The following is a 20,489-nucleotide window of genomic DNA, read 5'->3' as shown; positions in this document are numbered from 1 at the left end:
TGTTTCCGCGCCCATTTGCGCAACTGTACGGCCGCTATTTGCGCAATTGGGAAAATGGCGACTTCGCCTTGACTCGGCTACTTTCGCGCACGCATAGTCTTCTCGCCCCGAGGAATTCCGCCCAGGAATTCTGGCGTGTTTATCAGGCGTCGCGCGCGGGGCGGTCGCGGCGCCGCCGATCATGCAGGAGCATGCTCATGAATCTCACACTCCAAGGGACGCGCCCAGCCGCGCGGCGAAAGCGGCGGACCATCGCCGCGGCCACCGTCGCCCTGCTCGGCGCCTCCGTGCTCACCGCGGGCCTCGCGCACGCGGTCACTCCGCATCCGGAAATCCCGCTGGACAAGAACAACCTGCAAACCCTCACGGTCCAGGGTGTGACCCCGACCGCGGACGGCGCCACCTTCGACCTCGGCGGCTACCTCGGCCTGGTCCGGCTCTATTCCGAGGACGTCCTGAAGATCTCGGTGCAGCCCAAGGGTAAAGCCGAATACTTTTCGCCCGCGATTCAGAAAAAGGACTGGGGCACTCCGAAGTTCAAGCACAACCGGTCGAAGAAGAACTACACCCTCAAGACCGACAAGATCACCGTCGAGATTTCCATGGACCGATTCGGCGTCCGCGTTCTCGACCCCCAGGGAAATGTGATCAACGCCGACGACATGGCGTACGGATCGGGCTACGAGGCGGGCAAGCCCTATGTGTTCAAGAAGACCGAGCCGGGCGAGGACTTCTACGGCTTCGGTGAGCAGACCAGGGGCCTGAACAAGCGGGGCGACAGCATCCGCATGTGGAACACCGACAACTACGCCTACTCGCCCACGGAGAAGTACCTCTACGCCAGCATCCCGTTCTTCATGGGCCTCAAGCCCAACGGCCACGCGTACGGCGTCTTCTTCGACAACACGCACCGGTCGTACTTCGAGATGGCCAGTGAGCGCGACGACTACTACTACTTCTACGCCGACGGCGGCGACCTGAACTACTACTTCTTCAACGGCCCCGACATCCCGAACGTGCTGGAGAGCTACACCGAGCTCACCGGCCGCTACCAGCAGCCGCCGAACTGGTCGCTGGGCTGGCAGCAGAGCTCGTGGGGCTACGAGCCCGCCCAGAAGATCGTCGACGTCGCCAAGGGCTACCGCGACCGCGGCATCCCGCTGGACACGATGAACCTCGACATCGACTACATGGACGAGTTCCGCGTGTTCACCTGGGGCGAGGGGTTCGAGAACCCCGAGGCTCTCGACGCGCAACTGGAGTCGATGGGCATCAGCACGGTGACCATCAACGACCCGGCGGTGAAGGTCGACGACGGCTACAGCGTCTACGACTCGGGCAACGACATCGGCGCGTGGGCGACCAACCCCGACGGCTCGGACTACGTCGGCTCGGTCTGGCCCGGCCCGTCGAAGTTCCCCGACTTCACCCGCCAGGACGTGCGCAACTGGTGGGCGGACCACCACGGCACCCTGCTCGACCGCGGTGTCGAAGGCATCTGGCTCGACATGAACGAGCCCGCCGTGTTCGACAACGAGTACCACACGATCCCCAACGACACCGAGTTCAACCACGGCACCCAGCAGGCCACCGAGATCCACAACCTGTACGGGATGCTGGAGACCCACGCGACCACGCAGGGCTTCGAGCAGTTCCAGCCCAACCAGCGGCCGTTCATCCTGACCCGCGACATGTACGCGGGCTCGCAGCGCGACGCCGCGCTGTGGACCGGCGACAACGTCAGCACCTGGGACCACCTGGCCATGTCCCTGCCGATGCAGATGAACATCGGCCTCTCCGGCGTGCCGCACGTCGGCAGCGACATCGGTGGCTTCGCCGGGCAGGCCACACCGGAGCTGATGGCCCGCTGGCTGCAGGCGGGCGCGTTCTACCCGCACGCCCGCGTCCACTACCAGGGACACGGCAACGAGGGCTACTCGCAGGAGCCGTGGTCGTTCGGCCCCGAGGTCGAGGCGATCGCCAAGAAGTACATCAGCCTGCGGTACCAGCTGATGCCGTACCTCGTCACCGCCTTCCACGAGGCCTCGGTGACCGGTGCGCCCGTGCAGCGGCCGCTGGTCTACGAGTTCCAGAACGACCCCAAGGTCCGCGACCTCGACCACGAGTTCATGTGGGGCGACGACCTGCTCGTCGCGCCGGTCGTGCAGCAGGGCGCCACCAGCCGCGAGGTGTACCTGCCCGCGGGTTCCAAGTGGACGGACTGGTGGACCGGCAAGAGCTTCGAGGGTGGCCAGACGATCACCGCCGCGGCCCCGCTCGACGTGCTGCCGATCTACGTCCAGTCGAACTCGATCGTGGCCAACCGCGCGGTGCAGCAGTTCCACGACGAGAAGCCGCTGACCGACCTGGTGCTCGACGCGTGGGTGGACACCGCGGCGAAGTCGACCGTCTACGAGGACGACGGCGCCACCAAGGACCACCAGAAGGGCGAGTTCGACGAGACCGAGTTCTCGGCGACCCGCTCCGGGCAGGACATCACCCTGGAGAAGCGGATGGCCCACGACGGGTACGACTCGACGGTCACGACCGTGACCTGGCGCCTGCACGACGTTCCCGCGCCCAAGGGCGCGACGGCGGCCACCGTGTCCTACGACCCCAACACCAAGATCGCGACGGTGACCGCGCCAGCGGCCGCGACCGCGGTCAAGGTCCACTTCTGACGGGTAGGCGGAGACCATGACCAAACACAGAGACACCCGCGCCCGGCGGCGCTGGGCGGCCGCCGCCCTCGCCGGGACGTGCGGCGCGACCCTGGCCCTGGCGCCCTCCGGCGCCGCCGCGGCCCCCGGGCCCGACGAGGTGGGCAACGCCAAGCAACTCGCCCAGCCGAGCCTGCGCAGCCCGCTCACCAGGGAGCGCATCTACTCCCTGATGACCGACCGGTTCGAGAACGGCGACCCGACCAACGACGACCAGGCCAGCAGCGAGGCGGTCAACGAGTACGACCCCACGCACAAGGGCTTCTACCACGGCGGTGACCTCAAAGGACTGACCAGCAGGCTCGACTACATCAAGGACCTCGGCCAGACCGCCATCTGGATCACCCCGCCGATGTACAACGACTGGCTGTTCGAGGGCAAGCTGCCCACCGGCGAAACCAACACCACCGCGTCCTACCACGGGTACTGGATCACCAAGTTCGACCAGGTCGACCCGCACGTCGGCACCGCGGAGGACCTCAAGGAACTGGTCCGCCAGGCGCACGCCCGCGGGATGAAGGTCTTCTTCGACATCGTGGTGAACCACACCGGCGACGTCATCAGCTACGAGGAAGGGGAGCAGCAGCCCTACCGGTCCAAGACCGACCAGCCGTACAAGGACGCCGACGGCAAGGTGTTCGACGACCGCGACTACGAGACCGCGGCGGTCTTCCCGAAGCTGGACCCCGAAACCAGCTTCCCCTACAACCCGACGTTCCGCACCGAGGCGGACAAGACGGTCAAGTCGCCCGCGTGGCTCAACGACCCGACGATGTACCACAACCGCGGCGAGACCACGTTCCAAGGCGAGGACTCGCTCTACGGCGACTTCTTCGGCCTCGACGACGTGTTCACCGAGCGGCCCGAGGTCGTCGCCGGGATGACGAAGATCTTCCAGGACTGGATCACCCAGTACAACATCGACGGGTACCGGATCGACACCACCCGCCACGTCAACATGGCGTTCTGGCAGCAGTTCATCACCGGGGTGCTGGACTACGCCAGGGCCAACGGCAGGCCGGACTTCTACATGTTCGGCGAGGCCGCGGTGGAGGACCCCGTCGAGCTGTCGGCCTACACCGGTGAGGGCAAGTACCAGTCCGTGCTGGACTTCACCTTCCAGGCCAACGCGCGGAACTTCGCGTCCAAGTCGGCGTCGGCGGCGGACCTCGCCACCTTCTTCCAGACCGACGACATGTACACCGACAGCGACTCCAACGCCTACCAGTTGCCCACGTTCGTCGACAACCACGACCGCGGGCGCATCGGCTGGATGATCCAGGCCGACAACCCGGGCATCGCGAACTCCGAGACGCTACGGCGGTCGCAACTGGCGCACGAGCTGATGTACTTCGCCCGGGGCAACCCGGTGGTGTACTACGGCGACGAGCAGGGCTTCACCGGCGACGGCAACGACCAGGACGCCCGCGAGGACATGTTCCCCAGCAAGGTAAGCAGCTACAACGACAACGACCTGCTGGGCACGGACGCGACCACCGCGACGTCCAACTTCGACAAGAACCACCCGATGTACCGGTACCTGCAGCGGCTCAACCAGCTCACCGCTGAGCACCCCGCCCTGCGCGACGGTGCGCAGGTCCACCGGCACGCCGACAACGGTCCCGGCGTCTACGCCTTCTCCCGCATCGACCGCGACGAGAAGGTGGAGTACGTGGTCGCGCTGAACAACAGCGAGACCGAGAAGACCGCCAGTGTCCCGACGTACTCGCCGAACGCGCCGTTCGTCCGCCTGTACCCGACCCCGGACGGCACGCACAACACCGACGCGGCGGGCAAGCTCACCGTGACCGTCCCGCCGCTGTCGGCGGTCGTGTACCGGGCGGCCGTGCCACTGGCCGACGTCAACGGCGGCAAGGCGGCCGCGACCACGCTGGACCTCACCCAGGGCGGCAAGCTCAACGGGCGGCCGTTCATCCGGGCGACCGTGCACGGCCAGGGTTTCCACGAGGTCAGCTTCGCTGTCAAGGTCGGCAAGAACGGCAAGTGGACGCACGTCGGAACCGACGACAACCCGGACTACAAGGTGCTCTATGACACCAAGGGGCTTGCCGACGGCACCGAGGTGACCTTCCAGGCCATCACCACCGACAGCTCGGGAAGGGTGTCGGTGTCCGACAAGGTCGTCCACACCGTCGACCGCACCGCGCCCGCGCCCAACGTCTTCGAACAGCCGTAGACAGCGGGATCGACAACCCGAACAACGCGCGACCCACGGCCCGCCGGTCACCCGGCGGGCCGTGGCGCGTTCGAGTCGTTCAGAAGAACCAGTAGACGTTTGTCGGACATCATCACTGGAACAGATCCAGGCTGTATACGACCTGTGCGGCGCCCGCCAGTGCGATGGCCGCCGCGGCGATCCGCCACTTCGGTGCCTTGTCGGACTCGGTTTCCCACTGCATGGCCATTCGCCACCCGATGGCGATCGCGGCGAGCCCGCCGACGACGCCGGCGATGTTCAGTCGGTTGTCGACCGTCTTCACACCGTTGATCACGACCTCCTGGCTGGCCCCGATGAAGAGCACATACGGGAGCAGCGCGCACACGAGGCCGCCGATCAGGAGCTTGAGTTGCCTGTTCACCACCCTGCGACGCTCGGATCCGACGAACGGTTCCTCGGCCGCGACAAGTCGGGCAGGGTCACCTGCTCCAGGGGCGGTGAAATAGGACTTACCCAAATTGTCTGTTCGCAATGGAAGTCGCACTGAAAACTGTCGTGAATTGAGGCTGGGTCGCGTCGGCTCTTTCGGATACGTTTCGAAATGAATTGTGACCGACGTGACTTGGGGGTCAAAGACCATGTTCGTATCAGCCAGAAGAGCCGCGGCTGTCTCCACGGCAGTCCTCGTTGTCGGAGCGCTCACCGCGCCGACCGCCGCGGCGATACCCGTCAGTGTGGGAGACGCAACGGGCCCGTGCTATCTCTCGGGCACCGACTTTCCGCAGGCTGAGGTCAGCTCGTACGGCGGTGCCACGTTCGACTTGCCGGAGACGGTGTACGAAGGTGAACACGTGGAGATCGAGGCCTCCCTCTCGGGTGGGGTCTCCGGAGTGGCGATCGGGCGGCTGATCGACGCCGGAGCCACCACGCTCGACGGCAGTACGAGTATGACGATCTACCCCGACATGCGTGGTCCTGTCCGGGCGAGCATCGACGTACCGGGGCTGCCCATTACCCAGGGGTCCTACGGCCCAGGGGCGTCGTGGTCGGGCAAGGCCAAGTTCGTCCTGCCCACGACGACTCTCGGCAAACACGCGATGTACTCCGGCCTGGCCGGGTCCGGGATCACGGCCAGGAAAGCCGATGGGTCGCTGACCAGGCACGGCGAGGTGTCGATCGGGTGTCTCGCGTCTCCCAACCTCCCGAAGATCGGCGAGTACACCGTCCTGCCCGCCGTCCAGCACGCCGACTTGTCGGCCACCGGCACGACGCGCATCGCCAAGCTGGGCGTGGACGCGCCGATCGGCCCGGCCCCGTTCGCCATCGACCATGATCGGCGCACCGACGCGGTCACCGGGACACTGGGCGCCACGACGGCGACGATTCCGTTCCGGCTCTTCGGTTCCGTGCCCGCGACGGCGACGGTCAGGTTCACCCCGGGTGCCGTGACCGGAACGCTCGACGGCGGCGTGCTCACGGCTCAGGCCCCGTTGGCGGTCACGGTCACCGACTTCTCCTTCGCCGGGATTCCGATCGTGTCCGGCAGTGCGGCGTGCGGATCGAACACCACGTTGAGCTTGTCCGGTCAGGGATTCAGCCTCACCGGAGGGGGAACGGTGACCGGCGCGTACGCGATCTCGGCCCTCGCGAACTGCGGCCCGTTCACCTCCCTGGTGAACGCGTTGGTCGCGGGCGGCGGCAACACCTTGGTCGCCAAGGCCACGACAGGCTGAGCGGCGGCGATCGCCGTGGACTAACTCGGCTCGGTGTTCAGTCTGTCGACGTAGTGGCTGAAGAAGAGCCAGGTCATCAGTTCTTGGCGGGTGTGCACGCCGGTCTTCTCGAAGATGTGCCGCACGTGGTCGTTCACGGTGTGCGGGCTGAGGAACAGTTTGCGGGCGATCTCCACGCTGGTTCGGCCGGCGAGGAGGTGTTCGAGCACCTCGGTTTCGCGCGGGCTCAGGCCGATGACCGCGGCGACGATCGTGACGATCTCGGGGGGCCGGGCGGGTTCGATCGTCACCACGACGCGCCCAGGGCCGTCGGTGCGCAGGGGTGCGGCGTGCAGCACGAGCCAGGTCCCGTCGGCGCCGCGCAACCGGGCTCGGGCGATGCCGGTGGAGCTGGCGCGTACCCGTGCGGCGACGGCGTGGACGGCCGGTGCGAAGGCGGCGGGCTCGGACTGGTCGGGTCGGGCCAGCAGCGCCAGGGCCTGGTCTGTGCCGCTTTCCACTGCGCCATCGGGTCCGAGGATGATCACGGCGGGCCCGGTGGGCGGCGGCTGTGTGACCGCGCCACGCACCAGCATCGCCCGCAGGCCCTCGGCGATCACGCCCTGGATGGCGCCGATGGCGGCCGCGTCGTCGTCGGTGAAGTCGCGTCCGGGTTCGCGAGCCAGGGACAGGCCGCCCCAGCAGGACCCGGCGGACTGTGCGACCGCCCGCAGTTCGTCGTGCAACCCGAACGGCTGGTATAGCTCGCGGTAGCGCGCGCTATGGCCGCGCTGATCGCCCAGCCTGCGGCTGAGCGTGGCCACCGCGGTGCCCGCGTCGGCCATCTGCTCGTATCCGTCGCTGTCGCGCGCGCCGAGCTCGATGTCGAAGGCCGTCGCGCACTGGTCGGCATCGAGGTCCACGCACGTCGCCGCGGTGGCCAGATGGCTGGCCGGGTCGAACTCGACGAACACCGCGCCGTCCCACGGCACCAACGTCTCGATCACCTCGAGGACCCCTCGGCGGTAGCCCGAGGAGTCCTGCGCAGAGCGGGCGAGGTCGCGAAGCCTGGCCCGAGCCCGGTCGATCTGGTCGGTTCGCACGGAATCCATCATCCGCGCGCCACGAACCATCCGGAACCCCGAGTTCTTGGGATAGCACCGTGTCCTGACCCGAACCTAGCGTCGGTTCGCACCAGGCATCACCCGAGGCCACAGGAGGTTCCAGCGATGACCACCGTGAACGATTCATCCGAGATCCTGACCAACCCGTACCAGCGCGGCCCCGCCCTCGGCGTGTCGCAGTGGTACCTGGGCGCGCTGTTCACCTGGCTCGCCCGCGCCGAGGACACCGGCGGTGCGTTCGCCCTGGCCGACGTGCACGCCCGACCGGGCTCCGAGCCGCCGCCGCACACCCACACCCACGAGGACGAGGCCATGCTCGTGATCAGCGGCGAGATCACGTTCCGCGCGGGCGAACAGGCCATGCCCACCTCCGCGGGCCAGCTCGTGTATCTGCCACGCGGCGTCGAGCACGGCTTCACCATCACCAGCCCGGAAGCGCACTTCCTGCTGATCATCAGCCCCGCCGGGCTGGAGACGACATTCGACGAACTCAGCGAACCGGCCCAGGCGTTGATCCCGCCCGAGATCCCGGACGGGCCACCGCCCGCCGACCTCATGGCCACCGTCCTCGCCGCGTACTCCGCCGCGGGCGTCCGCTTCAGCACCTCGGTCGACGCGCGCTCGGTCGACGCTGCGCCATTACGCTGAGGCCGTGCAGCCGACGGAGACGCTCGCCGGGGATACCGCTGGTCAAGTGACGCGTTCGGCGGGCTCGCTTCCCGAGCAGCCAAGCTCCTATGTCGGCCGTCGGGCGGAGACCCAGGAGGTCAGGCGGCTGCTGGGCCAGTCCCGGCTGGTGACGCTGACCGGCCCGGGTGGGGTCGGCAAGACCCGGTTGGCCACGCAGGCCGCGCGCGCGGCGCGCGGCGCCTTCGCCGATGGGGCGGCGTTCGTCGGCCTGGCCGAGTTGGCGGACCCGGAGCTCCTGGTCAGCGCGGTCTCCGCGGCACTGGGGTTGGGCAACCAGTCCACGCGTCCGCCGGTCGACCTGCTGGTCGAGCAGTTGCGGCGACGCCGGATGCTGGTGGTGCTGGACAACTGCGAGCACCTTCAGCCCGCGTGCGCGGCCCTGGCGCACGCGCTGATCGTCGGCTGCCCGAAGCTGGTGCTGCTGGCCACCAGCAGGCAGTCGCTCGGGGTCGACGGTGAACGGGTGCTGACCGTGCCGCCACTGGACGTGCCCGCCGACACGCGGAATCTGACCGACTCCGACTCCGTGCGGCTGCTCGTGGAGCGGGCGGTAGCGGTGGTGCCCGGGTTCGCCGTCACACCGGTGAACGCCGACGACGTGCGACGCGTGTGCCAGGCGGTGGAGGGCGTGCCGCTGGCCATCGAACTGGCCGCGGTCCGGCTGCGATCGTTGTCGGTGGGTCAGCTTGCCGACCGGCTCCACGAGCGGTTCACGCTGCTGAGCGCGGGCAGGCGGGCGGGCCCCGAACGGCACGGCACGCTGCGCGCGCTGCTTGGCTGGAGCCATGAGCTGTGCACCGAGCAGGAGCGTCTGCTGTGGGCCAGGGCCACGGTGTTCGCGGGCAGTTTCGACCTGCGCGCCGCCGAGGCGGTCTGCGCCGGAGCAGGTCTGTCCGCCGCCGACGTGCTGGACACACTCGACGGGCTGCTGGACAAGTCGATCCTGCAGCGTGAGGAGCACGACGGCACGGCCCGGTACCGGATGCTGGAAATGGTGCGGCAGTACGGCCAGGACCAGTTGTCCACCGGAGAGCTGGACCGTCTTCGCCGCGGGCATCGGGACTTCTACCTGTCGGTCGCGCAGCGGTTCGAGGCCGACTGGTTCGGTCCGCGGCAGCACGCCTGGCTCGCGCGGTTGCGGACGGAGCACGCGAACCTCGGCGCGGCGATGGATTTCTCCGCGACCTCTCCGGACGAGGCGACTCTGGGTCTGCGGCTGCTCAACGCGATCACGCAGTACTGGTTCACCCGGGGCCTGCTCGTCGAGGCGCGGCACCGGTTCGCCGTGCTTTTCAAGGCCGCGCCCGACGACGCTCCCGACCGGGCGGGAGGCTTGTGGATGTCGGCGTTCCTGGCGCTGCTGCACCAGGACCGGCCCGCCTACGACGAGTTGATCGAGCAGGCCGAGGCGGCCGCTGAGGCGTCCGGTGAGCCGATGGCGATGACCTACGTCCGCCTGGTGCGGGCCCACGTCCCCTTCTTCGACAACGACCTGCCGCTCGCGGCCGAGCTGTTCGGTGCCGTGGCGCGTGACTTCGGGGCCGCGGGCGAGGTCTACGGCGAGTTGTGGGCGCTGCGGCACCACGGCCTCGCCCTCGGCGTCAGCGGTGACCTCGACCGCGGCAGGCAGGTGTTGGCGGCGGTCGAGCGGCGACACGCCGACCAGGGCGAGGTCATGTGGCGGTCCTGGGTGCTCTACATGTGGAGCGCGACCGAATACCTGGTCGGCGACTACCGGCGCGCCCTGGAACTGAGCCGCCAGGCGTTGCGGACGCAGGGCCCGGATGGCATCAGAGTGCTGATCGGACTCATCTTCAACATCATCACCGCCTGCCAGGTGCGCACCGGCAGGCTGACTGACGCCGTCCGCCTGGCCGGTGCGGCGGGCACCGTGTGGCAGGAAGTCGGTGGGGATCCGACGTCCTACGGGATCTTCGCCGACCATGTCGCCGTCAACACCCGGATCGTCACCGAGCGGCTCGACCAGGACACCATCGTCGAGGAGATCAGCCGGGGCCGCCTGCTTTCGCCCGCCGAGGCCATCGCCTTCGCGCTCGACGAGAAATCCGCCGCCCAGCCGGGCGTGCGACCCAAAACCGGCCCGCTCACCAAGCGGGAGGCCGAGATCGCCGACCTCGTCGCGGAGGGCCTGACGAACCAGGAGATCGCCGACCGCCTGGTGATCTCCCGCCGCACCGCCGAGACCCACGTCGACCACATCCTGACCAAGCTGGAAGTGCACAACCGCGCGCAGATCGCGTCCTGGGTCGCCGCCCGCAGGCCCCCGGCGGAACGCGACTGACCCAGGCACCTGCGTGCGGTTGCCACCCCCAGCGCCAGGCGGTCCTCAGCCGGCGGGCGCCTCCTGGAGGGCGCGCACCTCGATCTTGCTGCGCAGCGCCCGCGAGGCCTGCTTGGCCCACTCGATCGCGACGTCGTCGTTTTCGGCCTCGATGATCCAGAAGCCACCGAGGTACTCCGCGGCCTCGACGAACGGGCCGGGGGTGAGGACGGGGCTGTCACCGGAGTAGTCCACCGTGGTCGCGCTCGACGGCGGCTGCAGGCCGCCCGCGGTCACGAACGCGCCCGCTTCGTTGACGGCGGTGTTGAACGCCTCGACGGCGGCCATCATCTCCTGCAGCTCCGCGGGGTCCATGCCCTCCATCGTCGGCTCCTCGGCGGAGTCGTGGGGGAGGCTCAGGAAGTACTGCGTCATCGTCGTCTCCATTCGAGCGGTGCGGCCGGGCGGCCGCCTGCTGATGTCGGAAACGTTAGGCGGTACTCCAGGGTGCGGCATCGGTCATCGTTACCGGTGTCCGGGCACCGATGACCGGCCTTGGCCATCAGACGAGGTGGGCCAGCTCATTGCGACCGGTGACGCCGAGCTTCGGATACGCCTTGTAGAGGTGGTGGCCGACGGTCCGGGGGCTGAGGAACAGCTGTGCGGCGATCTCCTTGTTGGTACGACCGTCGGCGGCCAGCCGCACGACCTGCAGCTCCTGCGGGGTCAACAGCGTGAGCGGGCCGCTGCGCTGCGGCTCGTCGCCCCGCTCGCCGAAGGCGGCCAGCTCGCCGCGCGCGCGCTCGGCCCAGAGCTCCGCGCCGAGGCGCTCGAACGCGGACACCGCCGCCGCGAGCCTGCCGCGCGCCTCGGTGCGGCGGCGCCTGCGGCGCAGCCACTCGCCGTAGACCAGCTGGGTGCGGGCGAGCTCGTAGGGGCCGCCGTGCCGCTCGTGGAGCCGCAGCGCCTCGGCGTACAGCGCGTCGGCGTCGCCTGTGTCGTCGCTGCTGGCCAGCAGGGCCTGGCAGCGCAGGAGGAGCCCGGTGGCGACCGGGCGGTCGACGTGCTCGGCCCAGTGTCGGAACGCCGCCAGTGGTCCGTGGGCGCGATCCGGCATGCCGCCGCGCACGGCTGCTTCCACCAGGTCCGGGACCGCCCGCACCAGGAGGTCGCGGCTCGCAGGCCCTTGGGACACTTGCTCGAGTCGGTCGAGCGCTTCCCCGAACCGCCGCGCGGAGAGGTCGAGCATCCCGAGGCCCCAGGCCGCGATCTCGGCGTTGACCCGGTGCCGGGCTCGGGCGCGGGGGAGCACCTCCTCGGCGAGAGCTCGGCAGCGTGCCTCGTCACCCGACACGGCGTGCAGCCACACCTCCACCGACCGGTGGGCCAGGTTCTCGGTCGTGTTCCCGAATTCGGCGCTCACGGCAGCGCCTTCGGCCACACACGCGCGGGCGTCCGCGAACTCGCCGCGGAGCAGCCGCGCCACGGCGAGCACGTTCAGGGTGTACGGAACCCACCCCAACGCCCCGGTGGCCCGCACCTTGGCCAGCATGTCCTCGGTCCCGGCGGCCACGACGTCGTCGTCGGCGATCATGAGCCCGCCGAACCCGACCGTGATGCGACACATCAGGTCGTTCCCGTCGACGCTGGTGGCGGTGTGGAGATCGCGCATCGGGCCGACGGCCCGCTCCGGGCGTCCGGCGAAGAGCTCCGCCCACCCGATAAGGGCGGTGACAACAGCTGCCCAGTGTTGCGGCGGGGTGAACCCGCGCAGCAGCTCCGCCGCCCGCTGCAGGAGGTCGTGCGCCGCACCGTGGCGGGCGGCGTGCACGGCCTCGAAAAGCGTGAGCGCCATGCGCTCCGGATCGGTGTCGCGCACCAACTCGGTGGCCCCGAGCGCCAGCTCCGCGTCGGCCCGCGGCGACGTGCGCTCGTACTCCACGGCGCCGCGGGTGTAGATGGCGTCGGCCCGGATGCCGGGGTCGGCGGTGAGCGCGAGCGCCTCGGCCGCCAGCCGGGCGGCGCGGTCGGCCTTGCCCGCGTCGAACGCGGCCTGGCTGGCCCGGGCGATCCGCCGGGCCTTGCGCTCCCGGTCGGCACTGAGCCGACCGGCGCGTTCGTAGGCGGCGCACACGGCCATCGCGCCGCCCCGGTGCCAGGCCCGCTCCGCCACGGCTTCGAGTTCGGCGGCCACGACCTCGTCGGGGGTGGTCGTGGCAGCGGCGAGGTGCCAGGCCCGACGGTCGGCGTCGGCGTCCGCGCGCAGCGCCTCGGCGTACGCGCGGTGGACCTCGATCCGCCGGTGCAGCGGCGCGTCCTGGTAGGCGGCCGCGCGCACCAGGGGGTGGCGGAACGTGATCCGGCTGTCGATCCGGACCAGCCGGTCGCGTTCGGCGGGCGCCAGGTCGCCGGGGGCGCCACCGAGGGATTCGATCACGTGCAGGATCGTCGCGAGGGGCGCCGCCGTGTCGGCCGCCGCCACCAGAAGCGCCCGTTGGGTGGGCTCGGGAAGCTCCACGATCTGGTGGCGGAACGCCTCCTGCACGCGGCGGGTCACCGGCAGCGGGCCGACCTGCTCGGCTGGGTCGGACTCGTCGACATCGGGTGCCGCGAGCCGCGCCGACCCGAGCTCGATGATCGCCAGTGGATTGCCGCTGGACTCCGCGAGGACCCGGGTCCGCACCGGTTCGTTCAGTTCCGGCGCGTGGCCGTCGAGCAGTCGGGCGGCATCGGGCGCGGCGAGGCCGGACAGGTCCACGACCTCGACACCCGCGATGACGAACGGCACCGACGTCTCACGCACCGCGAACAGCATCGCGATCGGGTCGGCGACGAAGCGGCGGGCCGCGAACAACAGCGCCTCCACCGAACCCTGGTCGAGCCATTGCAGGTCGTCGATCACGCACAGCAGCGGCGCGTCCTCGGCCAGGTCGGCGAGCAGCGACAGGGTGCCCGCGGAGATCAGGAACCGGTTGGCGTCGTCTCCCTCGGCCAGGCCGAAAGCGCAACGCAGGGCCGTGGCCTGGGGAGTGGGGAGGGCGTCCAACCGGTCCAGGTGCGGAAACAGCAGTTGATGCAGGCCGCCGTAGGCCAGCTCGGAGTCGGACTCGACCCCGGCCCCGCGGACCACGCGCATGCCGCCCTCGGCTTCGGCGATCGACACAGCGTGGTCGAGAAGGACCGATTTCCCGATGCCCGCCGCACCCCGCAGCCCCAGCGCGCCGCTGCGTTCTTCGCACGCGTCTGCCAGCAGGCGTCGAATCCGCGCCTGCTCGGCGTCCCTTCCCACCAGCGACATGGCGGTCACCCTAATCCGTAGCGATACGGGGGATGGGTGGTTCACCCGGGCGCGGTGAATGGGGCGGCGGCCGAGCAGGCTAGTTTGCCCGGGTGAGCTCCCTGGATGAAGTGGCCGAGCGCGATGGCTGGCGGTGCTGGGTGTGCGACGAGCCGGTCGACGCCGACATGTCGGTGAATGACTCGCGGGGGCCCAGCGTCGACAGCCGGACCGCCGACCGCAAGGCGAAGGTCGCGGAGCGGCTCGCGCACCGGGGGTGCAACACGCGCAAGGGCGCGGTCAAGGTGGTCATCCCCTGGCCGGACCGCCTGCACGTGGTCGAGCCCGCGCCACTGATCACCGTCGCCGGGCGGTTGGAGCGCAAGGGAGGCCGGGAGATGGTCGCCCGGTGTCCGACCAAGCAGGACGCGCAGGAGGCGGCGGACTGGCTGGTGGACCGGTTCTCCCGGCTGGTACCTGGGCTGCCGGTGACCGCGGCCGTGGAGGCGGGCGGCGGCCAGTTCCTCGTCATCCTGGCCACCGGCAGGCGCTGACCGGGATAGTCCGGCACGTTTCGGTCGTGCTGTGGCAGCCGTGGCGCCTAGTGTGGAGGCGTGGCTGAGGGGTGTCTGATCTGTGCCAAGCACCGCGGGGAAGGCCCGCTGGTCGGTCACCGGGTCTGGGCTGACGAACACGTGATCGTGTCGCACCGACCGGTAGGCGACGACGGCACAACCGTGCTGGGGTACCTGTTCGTGGAAAGCCGCCGCCACGCCCCGTCGCTGGACGCGCTGACCGAAGTCGAGGCCGGGGCCGTCGCCAGAGCGGCCTGGCGGGCGGCCCGGGGCCTCCGCGCTGAGCTTGACCCCGAGTTCGTCTTCTCCGCGATCGTCGGCCGCGCTGTCGCGCACTTCCACCAGCACCTGTTCGCCCGCTACCGGGGCACGCCGGAGCCGTACCCGTGGATGGAAAGCGCGCAGTGGCCGGGCGCGAAGCGCGGGGGTGTCGGTGAGGTGGCCGAACTGTGCGTCCGGTTGGCCCTTCACCTGGACTGACCGCGTCCAAGGCCATCCGGGTGCCCACCGCCTAGGCCGTGTGCGCCCACTGCACCCACAGCGGCAGCAGCAGCAGCGTGACCACCGAACTCTTCACCACCACCGCCGCGGCCATGTCGACCTCGGTGTCGTAGCGCTGGGCGAAGATGAACAGGTTCTGCGGCGACGGCATCGCCGCGATCAGTACCAGGTACTTGAGCCAGTCGCCGGTGACGCCGAAGACGTGGGCGCACACCACGAGCGTCACGAGCGGGAACACCACGCACTTCATCGCGATGAGCGCGATCTCCTCGCGGGTGGTGCCCCGGATCGCGATTCCCGCGCCGCCGAGGTAGAGACCCAGGGCGAACAGGGCGACCGGCGACGCGCTGTCGCCGACGAACGCCAACCCGTCCAACAGAACGCTGGGAACGTTCCACGACAACAGGTTGAACGCGATCGCGAGGTTGCACGCCAGCACCACCGGCGTGTTCAGCGACGCCCACACCGCGCGGGCGAGTTTGACGCTCGTGCGCCCCGCGCCGCCGAACTCCATGATCGAGATGACCACGGTGGACAGCAGGCACACCTGCAGCAGCAGGATCGGGAAGATCGGCGCGGCGTCGCCGAAGAGCATGATGAACACCGGGACCGCGAAGTACGCGGTGTTCACCTGCACCCCGGCCATGATCCGCAGGGCGATGCCGCGGGCACCGCCCTGCGTGAACATGTGCGCCAGCACGCCTACGGCCACCACGCACAGCGCCGCGCTCGCCGCGTACGCCGAGATGGCCCGGATGTCGAACAGGTGCCCGAGGTCGCTGGTGTAGATCTTGCCGAACAGGTAGCACGGGATCGCGAACAGGAACGCGAAGTCGGTGAAGACGCTCGCCGCCTCGCTCGGGATGATCTTGCGCTTGGCGAAGAACGCGCCGAACCCGAAGGCCAGTGCCACCGGCACCAGCTTGCCGAGCGCGGCGATCGCGTCCATCAGTTCGCGCTACGGGTCAGCGACGCGTACTCGGTGATCAGCGTGGCGATGACCTTGTTGCCCGCGAGGTCGTAGGTGTGGTCGTCGATCCGCGACACCGGCAGGATCTCGCAGGCCGTGCCGCAGATGAACGCGCCGTCGGCCTCGGCGACGAACTCCGGCGCGAGTTCCGCCTCCACGCACTCGATGCCCTGCCGGGCGGCGAGGTCGAGGACGGTGGCCCGCGTGATCCCCTCGATCGTGCACTTCGTGGTCGGCGTGTGCAGCGTGCCGTCCTTGGTGAAGAAGATGTGCGCGCCGGTGGATTCCGCGATCATGCCGTCGGTGTCGAGCAGCATCGCGTCGTCGAACCCGGCGCGCAGCGCCAGGTTCTTGCTCACGGTGCCGATCATGTAGTTGCCCGCGGCCTTGCTCTTGACCGGCGCCGAGTCCGCCGACGGACGCCGGTACTGCCCGGTCTGCAGGGAGATCCCCTTCTCCAGCGCGTCCGCCGCCGCGTAGTAGCCGCTCGGGATCTCCCAGGCGGCGACCGACAGGTGGACCGACGTCTTCGGCGCCGCGGTCTGGATGACCTCCGAGCCGCGCCAGGCGTTCATCCGGATGTAGCCGTCGGCGAAGCCCGCCTTGGCCACCACCTCCACCGTCGCCGCGCACAGTTCGTCGTCGGTGTGCGGCAGGTCGAAGTCCAGGATGTGCGCCGAGACGCGCAGCCGTTCCACGTGCTCGCGCAGCAGGAACGGCTTGCCGCCGTAGACCCGGACGCCCTCGAAGATGCTGCTCGCGTAGTGCAGCCCGTGGGTGAGGACATGGATCTTCGCTTCCGCCCAGTCGACGAACCCGCCGTCGAGCCAGATGTGCCCGGTGCGCTGGTCGAATGGCACCATCGCGGTCAGACCTCCAGGTCGAACAGCATGTCCTGCATGTCGCCGACGAAGGCGACGAAGCGGCGCTGGTGGTCGGTGATCTCGCGCACCGAGACGCCGTGCAGCGCGTAGCGGTTGATCGGGTACATCACCAGGACGTTGCTGGAGTAGGGAATCGTGGTGACTTCCTCGACGTACTGCGGGTCGATGTCGAAGCGGCTGTCGCCGTACTCCGACTTCGACGCGTAGAACTTGTGGTCGTCGCTGCGGTACTTGTAGAGCACCAGGTCGCCGCCGACCGCGTCGTCCTCCGGCAGCCGCATGTAGAACAGGCCGCCGAAGAGCTTGTACGGCTTGTCGACGTGCGGGCCGCGGTAGGACGTGGGCGTGCCGACGACCGGCGAGCCGATGACCGCGGTGCAGTCCATCAGGATGTCGTGGGTCTCGTGGGTGTCGAAGCCGCGGCGGCCGACGCGCAGGTCGCGCAGCTTGCCGTACTTCTCCTCGACCTCCGGGTGCGAGGCGAGGAGATCGTCGTAGAACAGGTCGAGGAACTGCTCGTAGAACTCCGGCGACGCGTGGTAGGCGACGAAGTCCTTCCACACCTGGGCGATCGTGTCGTCCTTGCGGATCAGCTCGGACATGTAGTTGTAGCGCTCGTTGGAGACGATCTTCTTGCCGATCTTCTCCGAGATGTACTCGGCGGTCGGCATGGTCTCCGCCAGCGCCTGGTACAGCTCGTCGTTCAGCACGTCGCGGATCACGATGTGCGGGAACGGGTCGCGCTTGATGTCGGCCTTGGTGACATTGGCCAGGATCGACTGGATTTCGGGCGTGCTCACGGGGGTTTCTCCTTTACGGGGTCAGGTTTCGCACGGCGAGCCACTGCTCCAGCATCAGCACCGACCACAGGACCTCCGCGGCGTGCCCGCTCGGGTTCTCGGTCTGAAGCCGGAACAGCTCGCGCAGCGCGCGCTGGTCGAAGTAGTCCTTGCACCGGAACGCCGGACCGAGCAGGGCGTCGCCGATGAGGTCGTAGAGCGCTTCACCGGGTCTGATCATCGCGGCGATGGGCAGGGTGAAGGGCTGCTTGGGTCGGTCGATGACGCTGCGCGGGATCCAGCGCCGGGCCGCGTCGGCGACCGGTGTCTTGACGGTGTCGCCCACGACCTTCAGCGCGGTCGGCAGCTCCCGCGAGAAGCTCATGATCCTGGGCTGCAGGAAGGGGATGCGGGCCTCGACCGAGTGCGCCATGCTCAGGTGGTCGACGCGCCGCAGGATGTAGTACGGGAAGCGCTCGAACTGGTCGTAGCGCAGCAGGGTCTCCAGCTTGTCCTGCCCGCTCGCCGCCACCCGTGCCGCGAGTTCGTCCCCGCTGCGGTCGGCGAAGAAGCCTCCGGCGCGGTCGACCTCGGCGCGGAACGCCGTGCTGTAAAGGGTGGACAGGGTGACCGGGCCCGCCGCGGCCATGGTGTCCTGATAGGACCGGTGCCAGGTCGCGCTGTCGTCGCGGCTCGCCTTGACGTAGCGGGCGTACCCGCCGAACAGCTCGTCCGCGCCGTCGCCGGTCAGCGCGACCTTGAAGCCCGCCTGGTGGATGGCCTCGAACAGCCCGAAGGTGCTCAGGCTGTGCGGGGCGTTGTTCGGCTGGTCGAGGTGGGCCAGGAACCGGTCGATCAGCGACGGGAACCCGGCCGGGTCGAGCAGCACCTGGTGGTGGCTGGTGCCGCAGTGCCGGGCCACCTCCTCGGCGAAGTGCCGCTCGTCGCTGGGCCAGGTGCCCGCGTACGCGACGTTGAACGACGCGAGGTCGGGCACCATCGACTTCGCCATGGCGGTGAGGTAGCTGGAATCCAGGCCGCCGCTGGTGATCACGCACACCGGGACGTCGGCGTCGAGCATGCGGGTCAGCTCGTCGTGCAGCAGCCCGTCGAGGATCTCCCCGGCCGCCTCCCGGGTCGGCACGCCGCCCGGCCAGTCGAACGACGCCGGGGCGAGGTCGACCTGCCGCTCGGTGAGCCTGCCCCCGGAGGTGAAGCGCAGCACGCTGCCCGGCACGAGCGTGCGGACCTCGGCGTACACGGTTTCCGGTCCCCACACGGCTTTGCCGCCGAGGTAGCGGTCGACCGCGAGCGGGTCGATCCGCGAGGGGAAGTCCGGGAACCGCGACAGCGCTTGCAGTTCCGAGGCGAAGCACAGCCGCCTGCCGTCGGCTGAGAGGTAGTAGTAGAGCGACTTCATCCCGGCTTGGTCGGTGAACAGGGTCAGCCGTGGCTCGTCGCGGGTGTCCACGATCGCGATCGCGTACATGCCTTCGAGCTTCGAGACGAAGTCGTCGCCGTGCAGCTCGTAGAGCGGCAGCAGCACGTCGCCGTCGCACTGGGTGCCGTCGCGGTCGCCGGGGAACCGGTAGCCGTGCGACTCCAGTTCCCGGCGCAGCGCCCGGTGGTTGTAGATCTCGCCGTTGAAGACGCACGTCATGCCGTTGCGCCGGAACGGCTGCTCACCGGCGTAGATGCCCTGGATGGCGAGGCGGTTGTTGCCCAGTGACCAGCTGTCGTCGATCCGCACGCTCTGCGCGTCGGGACCCCCGTGCAGCTGGGCCAGCGCGACCGCGTCCAAAGTGGAGCGGTCCATCGGCGCGCCGCCGAAGGACCCGTGGATCCGGCACATCAGCGCACTCCCGCGAGTTCGTCGTCGGGCACCAGGGAGACGATTCCCGGCGACTGCTTGGCCTGCGGGTAGTGCCGCCCCAGGAACTCGGTGACGACCTCGATCTGGGTGAGGATCGCCTCGATCTGCGTCGGCGACGGGGTGGTCCCGTGCTTCTCCAGCGCGCTGTTGCCGGTCTTGAGGTACACCGGCGCGGCGATGCGCACGAACTCCGGCGCGTCGTAGGTGCGGATGAACCCGCCGGAGTCCTTCGGGTTGTCGACGTGGATGTCGAGCGGGATGCGCACGGTCCGCCGGATCGCGGCGATCATCGGCAGGGTCAGGTCGCGCACCGGGTTGAAGCTGTTGGCGCCCAGGGTCTGCAGCAGCCGCGCGGACGCTGGGTTCGCGTGTCCGCAGTGGGCGGACACCTTGAGATGGATGTCCGCGGGAAGGTGGCCCAGGCCGCGCAGCTCGTTGAGCACCCAGAGCAGACCTTCGTCGTAGACGACGAAACCGGTGATGCCCAGGTCGATCGCGCGCTTGACGTCCTCGACGGCGCGCACCACCTGTTCCTGCCCGCGCAGCCGGTAGCCGATGCGGCTGCCCTCCGGGGTCTGCACGCCAGCGCCGATGTCGTAGTTGGCGCGTGGGCCGACCGACATCAGGATCTCCGCGCCGTACTCACGGCCCAATTCGGCGTAGCGGCGCACTTCGGCGGTGGTGTGCCGGAACATGCCGAGCGTTTCGGTCACCCGGTTGATCGTGAATCCGCGCCGCACGCTCTCCGCCAGCAGCGTCTCCGCGGTCTTCGCGGAGTTGATCGTGGGCACCTCGATGCGGAACTGGCTGCCGTCGGCGAAGGTCCGCGTGGACGACTCGCCGTTGTAGCCTTCCCCTTCCGGTAGGCCCAACGAGCTGAGCTGCGCCCGCGTCTCGTCGAAAAATCGGTTCACCACGGTCCCC

16 protein-coding genes are annotated in these 20,489 nt (G+C 69.2%); 7 read left to right on the top strand and 9 right to left on the bottom strand.

Annotated elements, in window-relative coordinates; all coding sequences use genetic code 11:
- Positions 1-197: 197 nt before the first annotated feature.
- Entirely contained in the window at positions 198-2,681 is a 2,484-nt protein-coding gene (locus C8E96_RS29945) for a glycoside hydrolase family 31 protein (protein WP_166658164.1), read from the top strand.
- 16 nt (positions 2,682-2,697) lie between these two features.
- On the top strand, positions 2,698-4,917 hold the full coding sequence (locus tag C8E96_RS29940) for an alpha-amylase family glycosyl hydrolase (RefSeq protein WP_091377399.1): 2,220 nt from the start codon (positions 2,698-2,700) through the stop codon (positions 4,915-4,917).
- A 112-nt stretch (positions 4,918-5,029) separates the two neighbouring features.
- Here C8E96_RS29940 and C8E96_RS29935 read toward each other — a convergent pair whose 3' ends face one another.
- On the bottom strand, positions 5,030-5,323 hold the full coding sequence (locus C8E96_RS29935) for a hypothetical protein (protein ID WP_091377403.1): 294 nt from the start codon (positions 5,321-5,323) through the stop codon (positions 5,030-5,032).
- Between the two features lie 427 nt (positions 5,324-5,750).
- Between C8E96_RS29935 and C8E96_RS29930 the strand changes: the two genes are divergently transcribed.
- Positions 5,751-6,632, top strand: a complete 882-nt coding sequence (locus C8E96_RS29930) for a hypothetical protein (protein ID WP_133794886.1) — start codon at positions 5,751-5,753, stop codon at positions 6,630-6,632.
- A 20-nt stretch (positions 6,633-6,652) separates the two neighbouring features.
- Here C8E96_RS29930 and C8E96_RS29925 read toward each other — a convergent pair whose 3' ends face one another.
- Positions 6,653-7,714 (bottom strand): response regulator transcription factor, encoded by a 1,062-nt coding sequence (locus C8E96_RS29925; RefSeq protein WP_166658163.1) that lies wholly within the window; start codon positions 7,712-7,714, stop codon positions 6,653-6,655.
- 126 nt (positions 7,715-7,840) lie between these two features.
- On the opposite strand from C8E96_RS29925, the gene C8E96_RS33595 reads away from it, so the two are divergent.
- Both C8E96_RS33595 and C8E96_RS29915 read left to right on the top strand, forming a co-directional pair.
- Complete coding sequence (locus C8E96_RS33595) at positions 7,841-8,383, top strand: cupin domain-containing protein (protein ID WP_166658162.1); 543 nt, start codon at positions 7,841-7,843, stop codon at positions 8,381-8,383.
- A 4-nt stretch (positions 8,384-8,387) separates the two neighbouring features.
- Positions 8,388-10,727 (top strand): ATP-binding protein, encoded by a 2,340-nt coding sequence (locus tag C8E96_RS29915; protein ID WP_228769995.1) that lies wholly within the window; start codon positions 8,388-8,390, stop codon positions 10,725-10,727.
- A 45-nt stretch (positions 10,728-10,772) separates the two neighbouring features.
- Here C8E96_RS29915 and C8E96_RS29910 read toward each other — a convergent pair whose 3' ends face one another.
- Together C8E96_RS29910 and C8E96_RS29905 are read right to left on the bottom strand one after the other, a co-directional pair.
- Complete coding sequence (locus C8E96_RS29910; protein ID WP_091377417.1) at positions 10,773-11,141, bottom strand: YciI family protein; 369 nt, start codon at positions 11,139-11,141, stop codon at positions 10,773-10,775.
- Positions 11,142-11,268: 127 nt separating this feature from the next.
- Positions 11,269-14,004 (bottom strand): ATP-binding protein, encoded by a 2,736-nt coding sequence (locus C8E96_RS29905; protein WP_091378189.1) that lies wholly within the window; start codon positions 14,002-14,004, stop codon positions 11,269-11,271.
- 92 nt (positions 14,005-14,096) lie between these two features.
- Between C8E96_RS29905 and C8E96_RS29900 the strand changes: the two genes are divergently transcribed.
- Positions 14,097-14,537, top strand: a complete 441-nt coding sequence (locus tag C8E96_RS29900) for a hypothetical protein (protein WP_091377421.1) — start codon at positions 14,097-14,099, stop codon at positions 14,535-14,537.
- Between the two features lie 60 nt (positions 14,538-14,597).
- Positions 14,598-15,038, top strand: coding sequence for a histidine triad (HIT) protein (locus tag C8E96_RS29895; protein ID WP_228769996.1), 441 nt, complete (start codon positions 14,598-14,600; stop codon positions 15,036-15,038).
- A gap of 31 nt (positions 15,039-15,069) precedes the next feature.
- Here C8E96_RS29895 and C8E96_RS29890 read toward each other — a convergent pair whose 3' ends face one another.
- Genes C8E96_RS29890 through C8E96_RS29870 form a run of 5 tightly spaced genes read right to left on the bottom strand, consistent with a single transcriptional unit; the run spans position 15,070 to position 20,479 of the window.
- Entirely contained in the window at positions 15,070-16,008 is a 939-nt protein-coding gene (locus C8E96_RS29890; RefSeq protein WP_091377426.1) for an AEC family transporter, read from the bottom strand.
- Positions 16,008-16,892, bottom strand: coding sequence for a branched-chain-amino-acid transaminase (ilvE, locus tag C8E96_RS29885; protein ID WP_091377430.1), 885 nt, complete (start codon positions 16,890-16,892; stop codon positions 16,008-16,010). The genes C8E96_RS29890 and ilvE overlap by 1 nt, the downstream gene beginning before the upstream one ends.
- 5 nt (positions 16,893-16,897) lie before the next feature.
- The gene (locus tag C8E96_RS29880) at positions 16,898-17,713 is read right to left on the bottom strand and encodes a hypothetical protein (protein WP_091377433.1); all 816 of its coding nucleotides are present in this window, start codon (positions 17,711-17,713) and stop codon (positions 16,898-16,900) included.
- Between the two features lie 13 nt (positions 17,714-17,726).
- A complete protein-coding gene (asnB, locus tag C8E96_RS29875) occupies positions 17,727-19,544 on the bottom strand; it encodes an asparagine synthase (glutamine-hydrolyzing) (protein WP_091377436.1) in 1,818 nt (605 codons plus the stop codon).
- Positions 19,544-20,479: a U32 family peptidase gene (locus C8E96_RS29870; protein WP_228769997.1), complete on the bottom strand. Its 936-nt coding sequence runs from the start codon at positions 20,477-20,479 to the stop codon at positions 19,544-19,546. Before C8E96_RS29870 ends, asnB begins: the two co-directional genes overlap by 1 nt.
- Between the last annotated feature and the right edge of the window lie 10 nt (positions 20,480-20,489).

It is taken from the genome of Actinokineospora alba, assembly GCF_004362515.1.
Classification (GTDB): Bacteria; Actinomycetota; Actinomycetes; order Mycobacteriales; family Pseudonocardiaceae; genus Actinokineospora; species Actinokineospora alba.
This window is presented reverse-complemented; position numbering and strand designations above follow the sequence as displayed.